Source organism: Pseudomonas sp. GW823-FHT05G12 (genome assembly GCF_058795575.1).
The window spans coordinates 1,445,759-1,461,621 of the sequence record NZ_CM179501.1 but is presented as its reverse complement, the minus strand read 5'-3'; the positions used below and the strand labels follow the sequence as shown (position 1 = coordinate 1,461,621).

Annotated in this window: 14 protein-coding genes and 1 tRNA gene; 5 read left to right on the top strand and 10 right to left on the bottom strand. The window is 61.6% G+C overall.

Annotated elements, in window-relative coordinates; translation table 11 throughout:
- Window positions 1–2: 2 nt before the first annotated feature.
- Window positions 3–476, top strand: coding sequence for a peroxiredoxin (locus tag AC3RCM_RS06675; RefSeq protein WP_003254742.1), 474 nt, complete (start codon window positions 3–5; stop codon window positions 474–476).
- 117 nt (window positions 477–593) lie between these two features.
- On the opposite strand, the gene AC3RCM_RS06670 is transcribed toward AC3RCM_RS06675, so the two are convergent.
- The gene (locus AC3RCM_RS06670; protein WP_003254744.1) at window positions 594–1,664 is read right to left on the bottom strand and encodes an AI-2E family transporter; all 1,071 of its coding nucleotides are present in this window, start codon (window positions 1,662–1,664) and stop codon (window positions 594–596) included.
- 20 nt (window positions 1,665–1,684) lie between these two features.
- Window positions 1,685–1,924, bottom strand: a complete 240-nt coding sequence (locus AC3RCM_RS06665) for a sulfurtransferase TusA family protein (RefSeq protein ID WP_003254745.1) — start codon at window positions 1,922–1,924, stop codon at window positions 1,685–1,687.
- A 122-nt stretch (window positions 1,925–2,046) separates the two neighbouring features.
- On the opposite strand from AC3RCM_RS06665, the gene AC3RCM_RS06660 reads away from it, so the two are divergent.
- The gene (locus AC3RCM_RS06660) at window positions 2,047–3,483 is read left to right on the top strand and encodes a M48 family metalloprotease (RefSeq protein ID WP_492629442.1); all 1,437 of its coding nucleotides are present in this window, start codon (window positions 2,047–2,049) and stop codon (window positions 3,481–3,483) included.
- A gap of 108 nt (window positions 3,484–3,591) precedes the next feature.
- Here the strand turns inward: AC3RCM_RS06660 and nadA are convergent, their stop codons facing one another.
- Both nadA and AC3RCM_RS06650 read right to left on the bottom strand, forming a co-directional pair.
- Complete coding sequence (nadA, locus tag AC3RCM_RS06655) at window positions 3,592–4,650, bottom strand: quinolinate synthase NadA (protein WP_003254747.1); 1,059 nt, start codon at window positions 4,648–4,650, stop codon at window positions 3,592–3,594.
- Between the two features lie 274 nt (window positions 4,651–4,924).
- A complete protein-coding gene (locus AC3RCM_RS06650; RefSeq protein ID WP_104887846.1) occupies window positions 4,925–6,433 on the bottom strand; it encodes a YdgA family protein in 1,509 nt (502 codons plus the stop codon).
- Window positions 6,434–6,879: 446 nt separating this feature from the next.
- On the opposite strand from AC3RCM_RS06650, the gene AC3RCM_RS06645 reads away from it, so the two are divergent.
- From AC3RCM_RS06645 to AC3RCM_RS06635, 3 genes are all read left to right on the top strand, one after another.
- Window positions 6,880–8,232, top strand: a complete 1,353-nt coding sequence (locus AC3RCM_RS06645; RefSeq protein ID WP_010952372.1) for an APC family permease — start codon at window positions 6,880–6,882, stop codon at window positions 8,230–8,232.
- Between the two features lie 66 nt (window positions 8,233–8,298).
- Window positions 8,299–10,365, top strand: coding sequence for a methyl-accepting chemotaxis protein McpU (gene mcpU / locus AC3RCM_RS06640; RefSeq protein ID WP_492629441.1), 2,067 nt, complete (start codon window positions 8,299–8,301; stop codon window positions 10,363–10,365).
- A 141-nt stretch (window positions 10,366–10,506) separates the two neighbouring features.
- Entirely contained in the window at window positions 10,507–11,466 is a 960-nt protein-coding gene (locus tag AC3RCM_RS06635) for a cation diffusion facilitator family transporter (RefSeq protein ID WP_010952370.1), read from the top strand.
- A gap of 92 nt (window positions 11,467–11,558) precedes the next feature.
- Here the strand turns inward: AC3RCM_RS06635 and AC3RCM_RS06630 are convergent.
- From AC3RCM_RS06630 to tolB, 6 genes are all read right to left on the bottom strand, one after another.
- Window positions 11,559–11,634 (bottom strand) — tRNA-Lys (locus AC3RCM_RS06630).
- Between the two features lie 60 nt (window positions 11,635–11,694).
- Window positions 11,695–12,387 carry a 7-cyano-7-deazaguanine synthase QueC gene (gene queC / locus AC3RCM_RS06625; protein ID WP_076403786.1) on the bottom strand — a complete coding sequence of 231 codons (693 nt, stop codon included), beginning with the start codon at window positions 12,385–12,387 and terminating at the stop codon, window positions 11,695–11,697.
- Window positions 12,387–13,034: a 7-carboxy-7-deazaguanine synthase QueE gene (gene queE / locus AC3RCM_RS06620; RefSeq protein WP_003254753.1), complete on the bottom strand. Its 648-nt coding sequence runs from the start codon at window positions 13,032–13,034 to the stop codon at window positions 12,387–12,389. The genes queC and queE overlap by 1 nt, the downstream gene beginning before the upstream one ends.
- Window positions 13,035–13,202: 168 nt before the next feature.
- Window positions 13,203–14,009: a tol-pal system protein YbgF gene (gene ybgF / locus AC3RCM_RS06615; protein WP_003254754.1), complete on the bottom strand. Its 807-nt coding sequence runs from the start codon at window positions 14,007–14,009 to the stop codon at window positions 13,203–13,205.
- Between the two features lie 6 nt (window positions 14,010–14,015).
- Window positions 14,016–14,516: a peptidoglycan-associated lipoprotein Pal gene (gene pal, locus AC3RCM_RS06610; RefSeq protein ID WP_003254755.1), complete on the bottom strand. Its 501-nt coding sequence runs from the start codon at window positions 14,514–14,516 to the stop codon at window positions 14,016–14,018.
- 54 nt (window positions 14,517–14,570) lie between these two features.
- Window positions 14,571–15,842 carry a Tol-Pal system beta propeller repeat protein TolB gene (gene tolB / locus AC3RCM_RS06605; protein ID WP_012051477.1) on the bottom strand — a complete coding sequence of 424 codons (1,272 nt, stop codon included), beginning with the start codon at window positions 15,840–15,842 and terminating at the stop codon, window positions 14,571–14,573.
- Window positions 15,843–15,863 lie beyond the last annotated feature (21 nt).

Below are 15,863 nucleotides of genomic sequence, written 5' to 3'. Positions count from 1 at the left end.
TCATGGCTGTAGCACTCGACCAACCTGTCGCCGACTTCCAGGCCCAGGCCACCAGCGGGCAAACCGTCAGCCTTGCCGAACTCAAGGGCCAGCAGGTGGTGGTGTACTTCTACCCCAAGGACAGCACCCCAGGCTGCACCACCGAGGGCCAGGGCTTCCGCGACCAGCACGACGCCTTCGCCGCGGCCAATACCGTGGTATTCGGTGTGTCGCGTGATGGCATCAAGTCGCACGAGAACTTCAAGGCCAAGCAAGGCTTCCCGTTCGAGCTGATCAGCGACAAGGACGAGGCCCTGTGTCAGCTGTTCGACGTGATCAAGCTGAAGAAGCTGTATGGCAAGGAATACATGGGCGTTGACCGCAGCACTTTCCTGATCGACAAGGACGGTGTGCTGCGCCAGGAATGGCGTGGCGTGAAGGTGCCAGGGCATGTGGATGCCGTATTGGCGGCCGCCCAAGCCTTGAACAAGGCTTGAAATTGAATGGGGCTGCCTTGCAGCCCTTCGCGGGCACGCCCGCTCCCACTGGAATTGTGCAGGGCCCAGTGGGAGCGGGCATGCCCGCGAAGGGCCGCAGAGCGGCCCCAATTACATTCAAAGCATCGGTGAAACGCTAGGCTCCTGCTTGGGCCACGCATCCAGCACGGCCTTGATCAGCGTCGCCAGCGGGATGGCGAAGAATATCCCCCAGAACCCCCACAGACCGCCAAACAGCAGCACCGCGCAGATAATCGCCACCGGGTGCAGGCTCACCGCTTCGGAGAACAGCAGCGGTACCAGCACATTGCCATCCAGCGCCTGGATGATCGCGTACACCGTCATCAGGTAGATGAACTGGTCGCCCCAGCCCCACTGGAACAGCGCAATCAGGGTGACCGGCACGGTCACGACCACCGCGCCCACGTAAGGCACCACCACCGACAGCCCCACCAGCAACGCCAATAGCGCTGCGTAATTGAGCCCCAGGCTGATGAAGGCGATGTAAGTGGCAATGCCGCAGATCAGAATCTCGATACCCTTGCCACGGATGTAGTTGGCGATCTGCCGGTTCATCTCGCTGCCCACCCGGTTCAGCAAGGTGCGCTGGCGCGGCAGGTAACCGCTGACCCAGCGGCCAATGAGTTCGCGATCCTTCAGGAAGAAGAACACCAGAATCGGCACCAGCACCAGATAGATCATGGCATTGACCAGCAGTGGCAGGCTGGACAGCGAGAAGGTCAGCGCCCATTGACCAAACTTGCCAATTTCACCGCGCACCGACTCGATGGCGTGCAATACCTGCTCATCCGACACCAGGTGCGGATAACGCTCCGGCAGCAGCAGCAACAACGACTGCCACTTGCCGAGCATGCCCGGCAGCTCGTTGAACAGCGTGATCAGCTGGTGCCACAGCAGCGGTACCAGCACCAGCATGAACACCGCCAGTGCGCCCATGAACAAAGCGAACACCAGCATCACCGCCAGCCGTGTAGGTACGCGCACGCGCTCCAGGGCGTTGACCAGCCCCTGCATCAGAAACGCCAGCACCATGCCCGCCAGCACCGGCGCGAGCATGCCGCCCAGGGTGAGCACGGCGGTAAAAGCCAGGAACAACAGGACCGCCAGCACCACCGCTTCCTCATCGGAGAAGTAGCGCTGCACCCAGTCGCGAAGCACTTTGAACATTGACGATCCTTGGAAAAGACTCAGGCCTTGCGCAGCCAGTAAGTATAGGTACCGGCCTCGGCCGTTTCTTGCAGCAGGGTATGACCGGCCAACTGGGCGAAAGTGCGGAAGTCGCGCTGGGAGCCTGCGTCCGTGGCGATTACCTTGAGCACCGCGCCACTGGCCAGGCGATTGAGTTCCATCTTGGCCTTGAGCAGTGGCAAAGGGCAATTCAGCCCGCTGGCGTCCAGTTCGGCGTCGCAGGTCAGGGTGTTACTCATTGCAGGGTCTCCAAAGGCATCGCCAGGCTGCTTCTTGGCACGGCTGGCTAGGATAGCGCCACTGGTCGTCAACGTGTGAGCCCGCTACAGTAGTTATCTTTGATCCGACGCGAGCTTCATGCATGAATCTACTGCGCCCTACCCTGCTGACGCTGGCCTGCCTGATGGCCCTTCCCGGCCATGCTGACGACCTGCCATCACTGGGTGATGCCAGTTCTGCGATCGTCTCGCCGCAACAGGAGCACCAACTGGGCCGTGCCTGGCTCAGCCTGCTGCGCGGCCAGGTCAATCAGCTCAATGACCCACAGCTCAAGGACTATGTCGAAACCAGCGTGTACAAGCTGGCCGAAACCAGCCAGCTGCAGGACCGGCGCCTGGAGTTCATCCTGATCGACAGCCGCGAGCTGAACGCCTTTGCCGCCCCGGGTGGCATTGTCGGGGTCAACGGTGGGCTGTTCCTCAACGCCCAGACCGAGGGCGAATATGCCTCGGTACTGGCCCACGAACTGGCGCACTTGTCGCAACGCCACTTCGCGCGGGGTGTCGAGGCCCAGCAGCGCATGCAGCTGCCGATGATGGCGGCGCTGCTGGCCGGCATCGTGCTGGCCGCAGGTGGTGCCGGCGATGCGGGCATCGGCATGATTGCCGGCACCCAGGCAGCGGCCATTCAGGAGCAACGGCGCTTCTCGCGCCAGAATGAACAGGAAGCCGACCGCATCGGTATCCAGAACCTGGAAAAAGCCGGCTACGATCCACGCAACATGCCGACCATGTTCGAGCGCCTGGCACGCCAGTATCGCTATGACGCCAAACCGCCGGAATTCCTGCTGACCCACCCGGTGACCGAATCACGTATTGCCGACACCCGTAACCGCGCCGACCAAGCGCCCAAGGGTGGCATTGAAGACAGCATGCGCTACCAACTGATCCGCGCCCGGGTGGCACTGATCTACGAGGGCACACCGGGGCTTGCCGCCAAGCGCTTCCGCGCCCAACTGGACGAAGACCCAAAGCTGGACGCCGCACGTTATGGCCTGGCCTTGGCACAGATCAAGGGCGGGCAATTGAACGAGGCCCGTGAAATGCTCAAGCCGCTGCTGGCCAAGGCGCCTAACGACATCACCTACAACCTGGCACAGATCGACCTGGACATCACCAACAACCGTCTTGCCGACGCCCAGCAGCGCGCCGAACGGATGCAGGGGCTGTACCCGGGCAACTACCCGTTGAAACAGGTGCGTGCCGACCTGCTGGTGAAACAGAACAAGCCGGCTGAGGCCGAGAAGGTGTTGAACGAGCTGGTGAAGAGTCGGCCGGATGACCCGGATGTGTGGTACGACATGGCCGAGGTGCGTGGCTTGTCGGGCAATACCATTGGCTTGCACCGGGCGCGTGCCGAGTACTTCACGCTGGTCGGCGACTTTGATCAGGCAATCCAGCAGATGGATTACGCCAAGCGTCGGGCGGGCGGTAACTTCCCGCTGGCCTCACAGATTGACCAGCGCCAGCGCGAGATCATGGAGCAGCGGCGCATGGTTCAGGAAATGATGGGGCGCTGAAGGCGATTCGCGGGCAAGCCCGCTCCCACAGGTACTCCACCGCCTTGGTAAACGGTGCAATATCTGTGGGAGTGGGCGAGCCCGCGAAGAGTATGACGCGGTCTGGCGTCAGGCATTACCAGACAGCTTCAGCCGCGCCGCCTGGGTAAAGTCCAGCATGCGATTAAGCGGCTTGATCGCCTTGGGCACCAGCGCCGGGTCAACGAAAATCTCGTTGGTGCCATTACGCAGGCAATCCAGCACCCGCTCCAGGGTGTTCATCGCCATCCACGGGCAATGCGCACAGCTGCGGCAGGCCGCGCCGTTGCCGGCGGTGGGGGCTTCGACGAATTCCTTGTCCGGGCACAGCTGCTGCATCTTGTAGAAGATGCCGCGGTCGGTGGCGACGATGAAGGTTTTGTTCGGCAGGGTCTGGGCAGCCTTGATCAGCTGGCTGGTGGAGCCCACCGCGTCGGCCAACTCGATCACCGCTTCCGGCGACTCGGGGTGCACCAAGATCGCAGCATCCGGGTACAGCGCCTTCATGTCGGCCAACTGGCGCGACTTGAACTCTTCGTGAACGATGCAGGCACCGTCCCACAGCAGCATGTCGGCACCGGTTTGCTTCTGGATGTAACGGCCCAGGTGCTGGTCCGGGCCCCAGATGATGGTTTCGCCGTTGTCCATCAGGCTTTCGACAATTTCCAGCGCGCAGCTCGAAGTCACTACCCAGTCGGCGCGTGCCTTCACCGCTGCGGACGTGTTGGCGTAGACCACCACGGTGCGCTCTGGGTGCTGGTCGCAGAAGGCCGAGAACTCTTCCACCGGGCAACCCAGGTCGAGCGAGCAGGTGGCCTCCAGTGTCGGCATTAGCACGCGCTTTTCCGGGGTGAGGATTTTTGCCGTCTCGCCCATGAAGCGCACACCGGCCACGATGACCGTTTCGGCCGGGTGGTTCTTGCCGAAACGGGCCATTTCCAACGAGTCGGATACACAGCCGCCGGTTTCTTCAGCCAGCGCCTGGATGACCGGGTCGCAGTAATAATGGGCAACCAGCACGGCATTCTGGGCTTTGAGCTCGGCAGCGATGGCCGCACGGTATTCGGCCTCCTGCTCGGCTGTCAGCGGGTTGGGCTGTTTGGCGTCGAGGTGGGCCTGAACCAAAAGGCGTTCGGAAATCTGGGTCATGATCGCTGGACCTGCAGGCGCGCTTGCGCGTCAAATCGAGTGTATCACCCGGCCCTGGCAGATCGGCTAAGGGTGCCGGACGGCATGCTGACCGTCACGGCCCTCTGCGGGCGCGGATTATTATCGGAGGCCGAAGGCTACAGACAATCCAGCGATTACTAAAGGGGTTTTTGTAGTGCTTGTGCGGGCCCCTTCGCGGGTGAACCCGCCCCTACACTGTGAAATCCTCGTAGGAGCGGGTTCACCCGCGAAGAGGCCGCAACAGTAGAAACCATCACCCCTGCGGCGACAGGGCCCCCAGATGCGCCGCCATGAACATGGCAAATTCTTCCACGGTCATTTTTCGGCCATTGAAATCGACCATGCCATCGGCATAGTGCAGGCTGCTGACCACATCATCGCCCTGCACGGTGGCCATGCCGCTCTGCAGCGCCATCATGCCGACCATCTCCCCCGCCTGGCTCGACTGCATGGCAATCGCTTGGGCGTCGGTCTGGCCATCCAGCAACGCCTGCAAGGTCGCCAGGTCACCGATCATCGGCTTGGACAGCGACAGCTTGCCTTTCACCTCGGTGATGATCTGCTTGCTCAGCTGGTCCGGCGGCAGGTCGAAGCTGGCCGGCGCGGCGAGGTCCATCGACAGGTTGAAGCGGCTCTCGCCATTGGCGGTCTTGAACGACAGGTTTTCCACCGCCAGCTTGGGCTTGGCGGCCAGCAATTTCTGCAAGTCACCCTGGAAGCGGGCCTTTTCGGCGTCGTCCATCTGGATCTGCGGCACCGGCTGGCCAGCCGCACTGGCGGCCTCGAACTCCGGCAAGTGCGACTGGTACCACTTCGACAAGGCCTGCAGCGCCGGGGCGTTTACCGAAGTCACGCTCACCGCCATCTGCGCCTTGCCTACCGCACGGCCATCCCAGCTGATGTCACCGACCTTGTACTCCGCGCGGCCACCTACGGTGTCCGTGCCGTCGAGGGTTTGCAAGGCGTTCTGTTCCAGGCCCTTGATCAGCAGCACCTGCTGTTTCGGCCCAAGGGTGACCTTGGTTTCGGCCAACGCCAGATCGACGTTGCCGACATAGATGGCATCGTGCGCGGTGGCGGCGAGGTTACCGCCAAACGTCAGCCCTTTGAGCTCGAAGGTGGCCGGCGGCTGGTCGTCATGCACCCATTTCATCACCAGTCTGTCGGCCTGGCCCTGGAACTTCGAGGCCTTGCCCTCCTTGTCCCCACTGACTTCGAACTGCATGCCCGAGAAGTCAAGGCTGTTGCCATCCGCTTCGTCAAACTTGAGCGGCGCCAGCTGAACCTGACTGACCACATTGCCGCCGTAACCCAGGCTGGTCTGCGCGCTGATCGGGGCCTTTTCACCCGCAGCGGCGAACCATGGCGCAACGGCGTCATCCTTCTGCAGCGTGCTGTTGCTGACCGCCATTACCGGCATCAGCTTCAGTGACCTGACCCTCGACCACGGAAACGGGCCGTGCTCGATCTGGTCGGTCACGCCCACGTCAAAATTGATCACCTCGCCCTGACCCACGTTGACGTCGCGAGCCTTGAGCCGGTACTGGGCAGTGCTGCTGAAGAGATGCTGCTCCAGCGACACACGCTCGATGCTCATGCTACCACCGGTACTGACCAGGGCCTTTTTGAGTTCGGCGTTGCTGCGTGCAAGGGCGTTGTCCAGCTCTGCCGGCAGCTGCTTGCCGGTGTACCAGGCGCCTGCGGTAGTTGCGACGGCAATGGCGATAGCCAGGCCGGAAAGGATGCCAACTGATTTCTTCATGAATAGAACCGATTGCTGTCCGTAAGGGCTTCGAAGGCGGCCAGAGGCCACGCAGAATTCGAAGAGTACCACCCCCGATTGGGCCGAGTGCTGGCCCAGGTCGAGAAATGCCATTTTTCGGACACATCCGACATCACGCTGCGGCAAGCAAAGGGCTCGTTAATTTTTACGAACACACAAATTGATCATAATCGCAAAAAAACGCGCAAAAACCGAACAAACCCCGTATTTCATCGATAGATATTTCAATCCGGCAACATCTTGTCATGTTTAACTTGACACCCACCTACCCATCGTTTTTTATTTTCACCACTTTGCGCGCCCCACCGCGCCTTCCGCCGCTCCAACATAAAAGGTGAACAACATGGAGCCCACCCGCTCGCCCTTGCCGCATGCGCAATACACCGTGCCCGTCGTTTACGCCCAGCAGCAGGAGCCATGCCAGCATGCAGCCTGACCACAGCGCTTCCGGCAACGGCCAACTCCGCAAAACCCTGCGCCTCTGGCACGTGATCATCATCGGCCTGGCCTACCTGACCCCGATGACCGTGTTCGATACCTTCGGCATCGTCAGCGGGATTACTGCCGGCCATGTACCCAGTGCCTACATCCTGGCACTGGCCGGCATCCTGTTCACCGCGGTGAGCTATGGCACCCTGGTAAAACGCTTCCCGCAGTCGGGCTCGGCCTACACCTACACCCAGCGCGCGATCAACCCGCACGTGGGCTTCCTGGTGGGCTGGTCTTCGTTACTGGACTACCTGCTGCTGCCGATGGTCAACGCACTACTGGCCAAGCTGTACCTTTCGGCCATGTTCCCGGAAGTACCTGAGTGGATGTGGGTGGCCGGCTTCGTCACCCTGATCAGCCTGATCAACATGCGCAGCGTGAACCTGGTGGCGCACTTCAACCTGCTGTTCGTGGGTGTGCAGGTGGCGATCATCGCCGTGTTCATCTACCTGTGCGTACGCGGCCTGGACCAGGGTGAAGGGCTGGGTACCACCTGGAGCCTGATACCGTTCGCCGACAGCCAGACCCAGTTCAGCGCCCTGGCCGCCGGTGCGACCATCCTGTGCTTCTCGTTCCTGGGCTTTGACGCAGTCACCTGCCTGTCCGAGGAAACCCGCGATCCGGCCAAGACCATTCCCCGGGCGATCTTCCTCACCGCACTGATTGGCGGTGTGGTTTTCATCACCGTGTCGTACTTCATCCAGGCCTACTTCCCGACCATGGCCCGCTTCCACGACCAGGAAGCAGCCCTGCCGGAAATTGCCCTGTACGTTGGCGGCAAGCTCTTCCAGTCGATCTTCATCGCCTGCACCGTGATCAACACCATCGCCTCGGGCCTGGCCTCGCAAACCAGCGTGTCACGCCTGCTGTATGTAATGGGCCGCGACAACGTGATCCCGGCCAGCGTCTTCGCCCGCCTGCATTCGCGCTACAAGACGCCAGTGCTGAACATTGCCGTGGTAGGGCTGATTTCGCTGTCGGCAATCTTCTTCGACCTGGTCACCGCCACTTCCATCATCAACTTCGGCGCTCTGGTCGCGTTCAGCTTCGTCAACCTGTCGGTGATCAACCACTGCTACCTGCGCGAAGGCAACCGTAAAGGCCTGGCCAACCAGCTGAAGTACCTGGTACTGCCGACCATCGGCTTCTGCATCATCGTCTCGCTGTGGCTGGACCTGAACGCACATTCGCTGATGTTTGGCGGTATCTGGGCTGCGCTCGGGCTGGTCTATCTGGGCTGGCTGACCAAAGCCTTCCGCGCGGCACCGCCCAACTACGTCGCCGAATGACCCACGCTGCCAACAACGCCCGCGCCTGATCGCGGGCGTTGCATTTGTTCGAAAAGGAAAGCCCTCATGCCGCTGCGTCGCCTCTCCATCCAGTGGAAGATCACACTCCTCGCCGGCCTGTGCCTGCTGGCCATTGTCGCCTTGCTGGTAGCCACCTCGCTGACCCAGGCCCATCGCAGCGCCGCCCTGGTCAACCAGGCCAACACTGCCATGCTCGAAGACAGCGCCCGCCAGCGCCTGCAGGCCCACGCCGAAACCCAGGCCTTGCGTATCCAGCGCTACTTCATGGACGCCTACCAGTACGGCAATGGCTTTGCCCGCCTGGTACAGGTGCTGAAGGATCGTGGTGGTAGCGACCTGCGCGCCGAACTGACCCGCCAGGCGCGTGCCAGCCTGGCCGGCAACCCGGATGTGATCGGCCTGTACCTGGTGTTCCAACCCAATGCCCTGGACCAGCAGGACAGCCACTACCTCGGCCAGGACGCCATGGGCAGCAATGAGAGCGGGCGTTTCTCGCTGTACTGGTCCCAACCAAGCCCCGGCACCCTGGAACTTGAAGCCATGCCGGAAACGATGCTCGGCGACACCAGCATCGGCAGCAACGGCGCGGCGAAGAACCGCTGGCTGACCTGCCCGCAGGACACCGCCAGGACCTGCATGCTCGAACCGTACCTCGACGAGGTCAACGGCCGTCAGGTGCTGATGACCAGCATCGCTCTGCCATTGCTGGAACACGGCAAGGTAGTCGGCGTGGTCGGCGTGGACATCGGCCTGGCCAACCTGCAGCAACTGAGCGTGGACGGCCGCCGCGATCTGTTCGACGGCCAGGGCCAGGTGAGCATCGCCACCGCCGCCGGCCTGCTGGCCGGCAACAGTCGCGACGACAGCGTGCTCGGCAAGCCTATGGACAAGGCGGTAGCCGACGGCCTGCTGCGCGTGGCCCACCCCTTCACGCCAATCCCTGACACAGCCCCGTGGCAGGTAGTGCTGGAACTGCCGGAAAGCGTGCTGCAGGCCCCTGCCGTCGCCCTCAACCAGCGCCTTGATGCCCATAACCAGAACGCCAACCTCACCAGCCTGCTGATAGGCCTTGGCACGGCAATCGTGGGTTTGCTGCTGGTGTGGCTGACCGCGCGCGGCGTTACCCGGCCAATCCTGGCCGTGGCTGCACGCCTGGAAGACATTGCCAGTGGCGAAGGCGACCTTACCCGTCGCCTGGACTACGCCCACCAGGATGAACTGGGCCAGCTCACCGGCTGGTTCAACCGTTTCCTCGACAAGTTGCAACCGGTCATTGCCCAGGTCAAAGGCTCGCTGCAGGAGGCCCGCAATACCGCCGACCAATCGGCCGCCATTGCCAGCCAGACCAGCGACGGCATGCAGCAACAGCATCGCGAAATCGAACAGGTGGCCACAGCGGCCAACGAAATGAGCGCCACCGCCCTGGATGTCGCCCACAATGCCTCGCAGGCGGCCCAGGCCGCACGCGCCGCGGATCAGGCCAGCCAGGAAGGCTTGCAACTGGTGGACAGCACGCGCCAGGGCATCGACCGCCTGGCCGCAGGCATGAACACTGCCATGGACGAGGCTCGTGCACTGGAAGACCGCAGCGGGCAAATCGGCTCGGTGCTTGAAGTGATCCGCACCATTGCCGAGCAAACCAACCTGCTGGCACTGAATGCCGCCATCGAAGCGGCCCGCGCAGGCGAAGCCGGGCGTGGCTTCGCCGTGGTTGCCGATGAGGTGCGCGGCCTGGCCCAGCGCACGCAGGTTTCGGTGGAGGAAATTCGCCAGGTCATCGAAGGCCTTCAGCAAGGCACCCAGGACGTGGTCGGGGCCATGCATGCAGGCCAACGCCAGGCCCTGGACAGCGCCGCACGCATGGAGCAGGCATTACCGGCACTGCAGCGTATTGGCGAGGCCGTGGCGGTGTTCAGCGACATGAACCTGCAGATTGCCTCGGCGGCGGAAGAGCAGAGTGCGGTGGCCGAGGAAGTGAACCGTAACGTGGCCGGCATTCGAGACGTGACAGAATCACTGGCCGGGCAGGCCGATGAATCGGCACGCATCAGTCAGGCCCTGAACCGGCTGGCCAACCAGCAGCAGGCGCTGATGGAGCAGTTTCGCGTCTAGCCTGTCAGGGCCTCTTCGCGGGCACGCCCGCTCCCACAGGTTCGGCGTGCCCTAAGGGGCTGTGCAGTTCCTGTGGGAGCGGGCGTGCCCGCGAAGAGGCCCTGACAGGCACCGCACCATTGTTATTTTTGAGCACAACTTATGCCTAATCCAACCCGATCCACCTTCTTCGACATCACCAGCGAACAAGGGCTTTTACGCACCTCGATCGCCGCGACCCTGTTCATCGCCACCATCGGCATCGCCTTCGGCCTTGCCTCCGGCTCGTTCTCCATCGTCTTCGACGGTGTGTACTCGCTGGTCGACGCCAGCATGAGCGGGCTGTCGCTGGTGGTGGTCAAGCTGATCACTTCGCACACCACCAGCGTGCAGATGTCGCGCAAGCTGCGCGAGCGCTTCACCATGGGTTTCTGGCACCTGGAGCCCATGGTACTGGCACTCAACGGCATTCTGCTCGGCGGCGTGGCCATCTACGCGCTGATCAACGCCGTCAGCAGCCTGCTGCAAGGCGGGCGCCACCTGGAGTTCGGCATTGCCATGGTCTACGCGGCGCTGACGGTGATCACCTGTGTGACAATCGCCGTCATCGAGGCCCGCGCCAACCGTAAACTGAAATCAGACTTCGTGCGCATGGACGTCAAGGGCTGGGTGATGTCGGCCAGCATCACTGCCGCACTGCTGATCGCCTTCTGTTTTGGTTATGCCGTGCAGGGCACTGCGCTGGAATGGGTATCACCCTATATTGACCCGGCGGTGCTGGCGCTGGTGTGCCTGGTGATCGTGCCGTTGCCGATGTCGGTGGTGCGTCAGGCCCTGTCTGAAATCTTCCTGGTCACCCCCGGCGACCTCAAGCTGCACGTAGATGAGGTGGCCAAGGCCTTCGTCGCTCGCCACGGCCTGCAGTCTTACCGCGCCTATGTCGCCAAGGTCGGGCGTTCGCGGGAGATTGAGCTGTATTTCATCGTGCCCAAAACCATGGCGGCGAAGACCATCGATGAATGGGATGCCTGGCGCAACGAGATTGGCGACGCGGTAGGCGGCGAAGGGCCGGACCGCTGGCTGACAGTGGTGTTCACTGGCGACCCGGAATGGGCCGAGTAATGTGTGGGCGCTCTGCGCCCTTTTCCGAAACCCGTAGCGCAAACGAAAAAGCCCGCGACCATTTCTGGTAGCGGGCTCTAACGTACTGCGTATGGTGGGTCGTGTAGGATTCGAACCTACGACCAATTGGTTAAAAGCCAACTGCTCTACCAACTGAGCTAACGACCCATTTGATGGCGCGTATAATACTGATTTCTAACGAGAATTCAACACCCCATCACGATTTTTTCAAAAATACCGAGTCGGGTCTTCGATACCGGCGGCCTTGAAACCATCGGCCCGCAGGCGGCAGCTGTCGCATTTGCCACAGGCGCGACCGTCATCGTCGGCCTGGTAGCAGGAAACGGTCAGGCTGTAGTCCACACCACGGGCCATACCGGCCTGCACGATCTGCGCCTTGCTCATGTTCTGCAGCGGCGCCTGGATGCGGAAGCCCTGCCCTTCTACGCCAGCCTTGGTCGCCAGGTTGGCCATGCGCTCGAAGGCCTCGACGAACTCGGGTCGGCAATCCGGGTAGCCGGAGTAATCCACGGCGTTGACGCCAATGAAGATGTCGCGCGCTTCCAGTACTTCGGCCCAACCCAGCGCCAGCGAAAGGAACACGGTGTTGCGCGCCGGCACATAAGTGACCGGAATGCCTTCACCCGGGGCTTCCGGCACGTCGATGCTGCTGTCGGTCAATGCAGAACCGCCGATGCCGTCGAGGTTCAGCCCAATCACCTTATGCTCGACCACACCCAGGTCGCGGGCCACGCGGGCAGCGGCGTTCAGCTCGGCGCGATGACGCTGGCCGTAATCAAAGCTCATGGTGTAGCAGCTGTAGCCTTCGGCCTTGGCCATGGCAACCACGGTGGCCGAATCCAGGCCGCCGGACAACAGGATTACTGCGCGTTTTTCTGTCATGTGTACGTGCTCCTCAATCAACGTCCGGGCTCGTCGTTCCACAGCAGCTTGTGCAGCTGCAACTGGAAGCGTACAGGCAGGTTGTCAGCAACGATCCAGTCAGCCAGGTCACTGGCGTTCACCTGATGATGGCTGGGTGAGAACAACACCTCACCGGCACGCTCGGCCAGGTTGTACTGGATCAGCTTGGATACCGCCCAGTCATAATCCTCGCGGGAACAGATGACGAACTTGACCTGATCGTTGCGTGTCAGCTGCTCGATGTTCTCGTAGCGGTTACGGTGCGACTCTTCGGAGCCTGGGGTTTTCAGGTCGACCACACGGCTGACGCGGGTGTCGGTGCCAGCAATATCCAGCGCGCCGCTGGTCTCCAGCGACACCTCGTAACCGGCATCACACAGCCGCTGCAGCAACGGCAAGGCGTTGGGCTGAGCCAGTGGTTCGCCACCGGTGACACAGACGTAGCGCGGTTTGAAGCCGGCCACTTGTTCGAGGATCGAATCAAGGGTGCGTACGGTACCGCCACTGAAGGCATAGGCACTGTCGCAGTACTGGCAACGCAGGGGGCAACCGGTGAGGCGCACAAATACCGTGGGCAGCCCGGCCGTTCGCGTCTCACCCTGCAAAGAGTAAAAGACTTCGGTGATGCGTAATGTGTCTTGCATGATCGCCACGGGCGTGACAGCTAAACAGGCTGTCCGCCTCCGTCAGGCACTGTCGCGGACTCGACATAGCGTTATCCGCAGCAGCGTGTTTACGAAAAAAGGGCAGTGATTCTAACGAAAAAACCCGCGACTGGCGCGGGTTTATTTCGAGCGGTACAGCGACAACGCCTAGAGCTTCTGCAGGTCACGCTGGGCCAGTTGAGCGGCAGAGGTGCCGGGGTACTGGGTGACGACCTGCTGAAGGATGCCTTTTACCTTGTCGGTATGGCCCATACGGCGCTCGACATCAGCCAGTTTGTACAGCGAATCTGGCACCTTGCTGTGCTTCGGGTACTTTTGGCTGACTTGGGCAAAGGCCTGGCTGGCGCCTTGCAAGTCACCCTTGGCCAGGTTCACTTCACCCAACCAGTACTGGGCATTACCGGCGTACTGGCTGTTGGGGTACTTGCGCAGGAAGGCGTTGAACGCCTGGCTGGCCTTGTCGAAGTCTTTCTGTTTGATCAGGTCGAAAGCTGCGTCGTAATAGAGCTTCTCTTTCGCCGGATCACCGGGCTGGCTACTGCCGGCCGGTTGTTGCGCAGCAGCACCTGCTGCGGCATCGGGGGCGGCATTGGACGCACCACCACCGGAGGAATTGTCAGGGGTTGCGGCAGGCGCAGCGCCACTGTTGATGCGACGGTCCAGGTCCTGGTAACGCTCCAGGTTTTCCTGCTTCATGCGGGACACATCGTTTTGCAGCTCTTCGATGATGCCTTGCTGGCGGGAAAGCTGATCCTGCATCTGTTGCAGCTGCATGAACAGCTGGCCCTGTGCAGAGGCAGGGGCCGAAGCCCCTGACCCGGCATAGGCGCCGCTCGTGCCATAACCCGCAGGCGGATAGCTGCCTGCGTTGTCATCTACTACAGGGACCTCAGCCCAGGCCGCAAGCGGCAGGCTGAGTGCGAGGACGGTTACTACACGGCGGCACATACGCATAAGAACTTACTTACGCAGTTCTACGCGACGGTTCTGAGCCCAGGACTGCTCGTCGTTGCCGGTAGCAACTGGACGCTCTTCGCCGTAGGAAACCAGTTCCAGCTGAGCAGGGGAAACGCCCTGCAGAACCAGGTAGCGCTGAACGGCTTTCGCACGACGCTCACCCAGAGCCATGTTGTACTCGCGGGTGCCGCGCTCGTCGGTGTTACCTTCCAGAACAACACGGTTGCCGTTGGCTTTCAGGTCCTTGGCGTGAACGTCCAGAGCGCGCATGGCTTCTGGCTTCAGGTCCGAGCTGTCGTATTCGAAGTAGAAGGTGGTGATTGCGCGCAGGGCGGCTTCTTCGCTCAGGGAGCCGTCAACAGCGCCAGTGTTGGCACCGTAGCCAGCGTTAGGGTCTACAGCAGCGCCTTCGCCTGCGTTATCACCGCCCTTCGAGGAGCAACCTACAGCTACGGCCATGGCCAGAGCCAGCGCAGCAAATTTACCAAACTTCAGCATTTCCATCGTGAAACTCCTAATGAAACCCCAGTGTGTTAAGCAAAATGTATTACGCCGCAATCAGTTCAGGTAAGGGGACCAGGACGGTTCTCTGACTTCGCCTTGAGCGGTAGGAAGTGGGAGCCTCACGCGGCCGTTCAGCGACACGAGCATCAAGACTCCCCGGCCCTGCTGGCGGGTGGCGTAGATTAGCATGGTGCCGTTTGGCGCAACAGTGGGAGACTCATCAAGACTTGTTTCAGACAGAATCTTTACACTTCCGCGTTGCAAGTCCTGTGCCGCCACTTTGAAGTTGGTAAAGCCCTGTTGGCGATGAATCATTACCAGGGTCTTTTCGTCCGCCGAAAGTTTCGGGTTGGCGTTGTAGTTACCTACGAACGTTACGCGCTCGGCACCACCACCACTGACCGACTGTTTATAGATCTGCGGTTTGCCGCCACGGTCGGAAGTGAAGTAGAGGGTGTTGCCATCTTTGCCCCAGAACGGCTCGGTATTGATACCCGGGCCTGCGGTAACACGGCTGATCTGGCGCGAGGCCACGTTCATCACGTAGATGTCCGGGTTGCCGTCCTTGGACAGCACGAACGCCAGGCGCGAACCGTCCGGCGACCAGGCTGGCGCACCGTTCAGGCCTTCGAAGTTGGTCACCTGCTCGCGGCGGCCAGTATCGATGTTCTGCACGAAGATACGTGGGCGCTTCTGCTCGAACGAAACGTAGGCGATACGTTTGCCATCTGGCGCAAAGCGCGGCGACAGGATCGGCTCACGCGATTGCAGCAGGGTCACCGCACGCGCACCGTCGTAGTCCGAACGCTGGAGGGTGTAGCGGGTGTTGTTGGTGGAGAAACGCTCGGCCGTCACGTACAGCATGCGCGTAGAGAACGCGCCCTTGATGCCGGTGAGCTTCTCGAACGACTGGTCGGCAATGTAGTGCGCCATGTCGCGCAGCTGGTCGGTGCTGCCCGCCACGCTGCCGGTCAGCACTTGCTGCTCGGTGGCGACGTTGAACAGCGCGTACTGCACCTGCAGGCGACCGCCCGACGGCACGATGCTGCCGACCATCACGTACTGTGCACCCAGCGCTTTCCAGTCACGGAAGATCACTTCGCTGGCTTGCGACGGCTGGCTGATCATGTTCTGCCGCGGAATTGGCGAGTAGTAGCCAGAGTTGCGCAGGTCGTTGCCGATGATGTCGGCGATGTCTTCAGGCAACACGCTACCGCCCTGCAGACCGAACGGTACTACCGCGATGGGCGTGGCCCGGTCGCTGCCGCTGGTAACCAGGATGTTCTTTTCTTCTGCCACCGCCATGCCTGCCACGCAGCAGAGCATGACCAGCAGTCCTCTCAGACG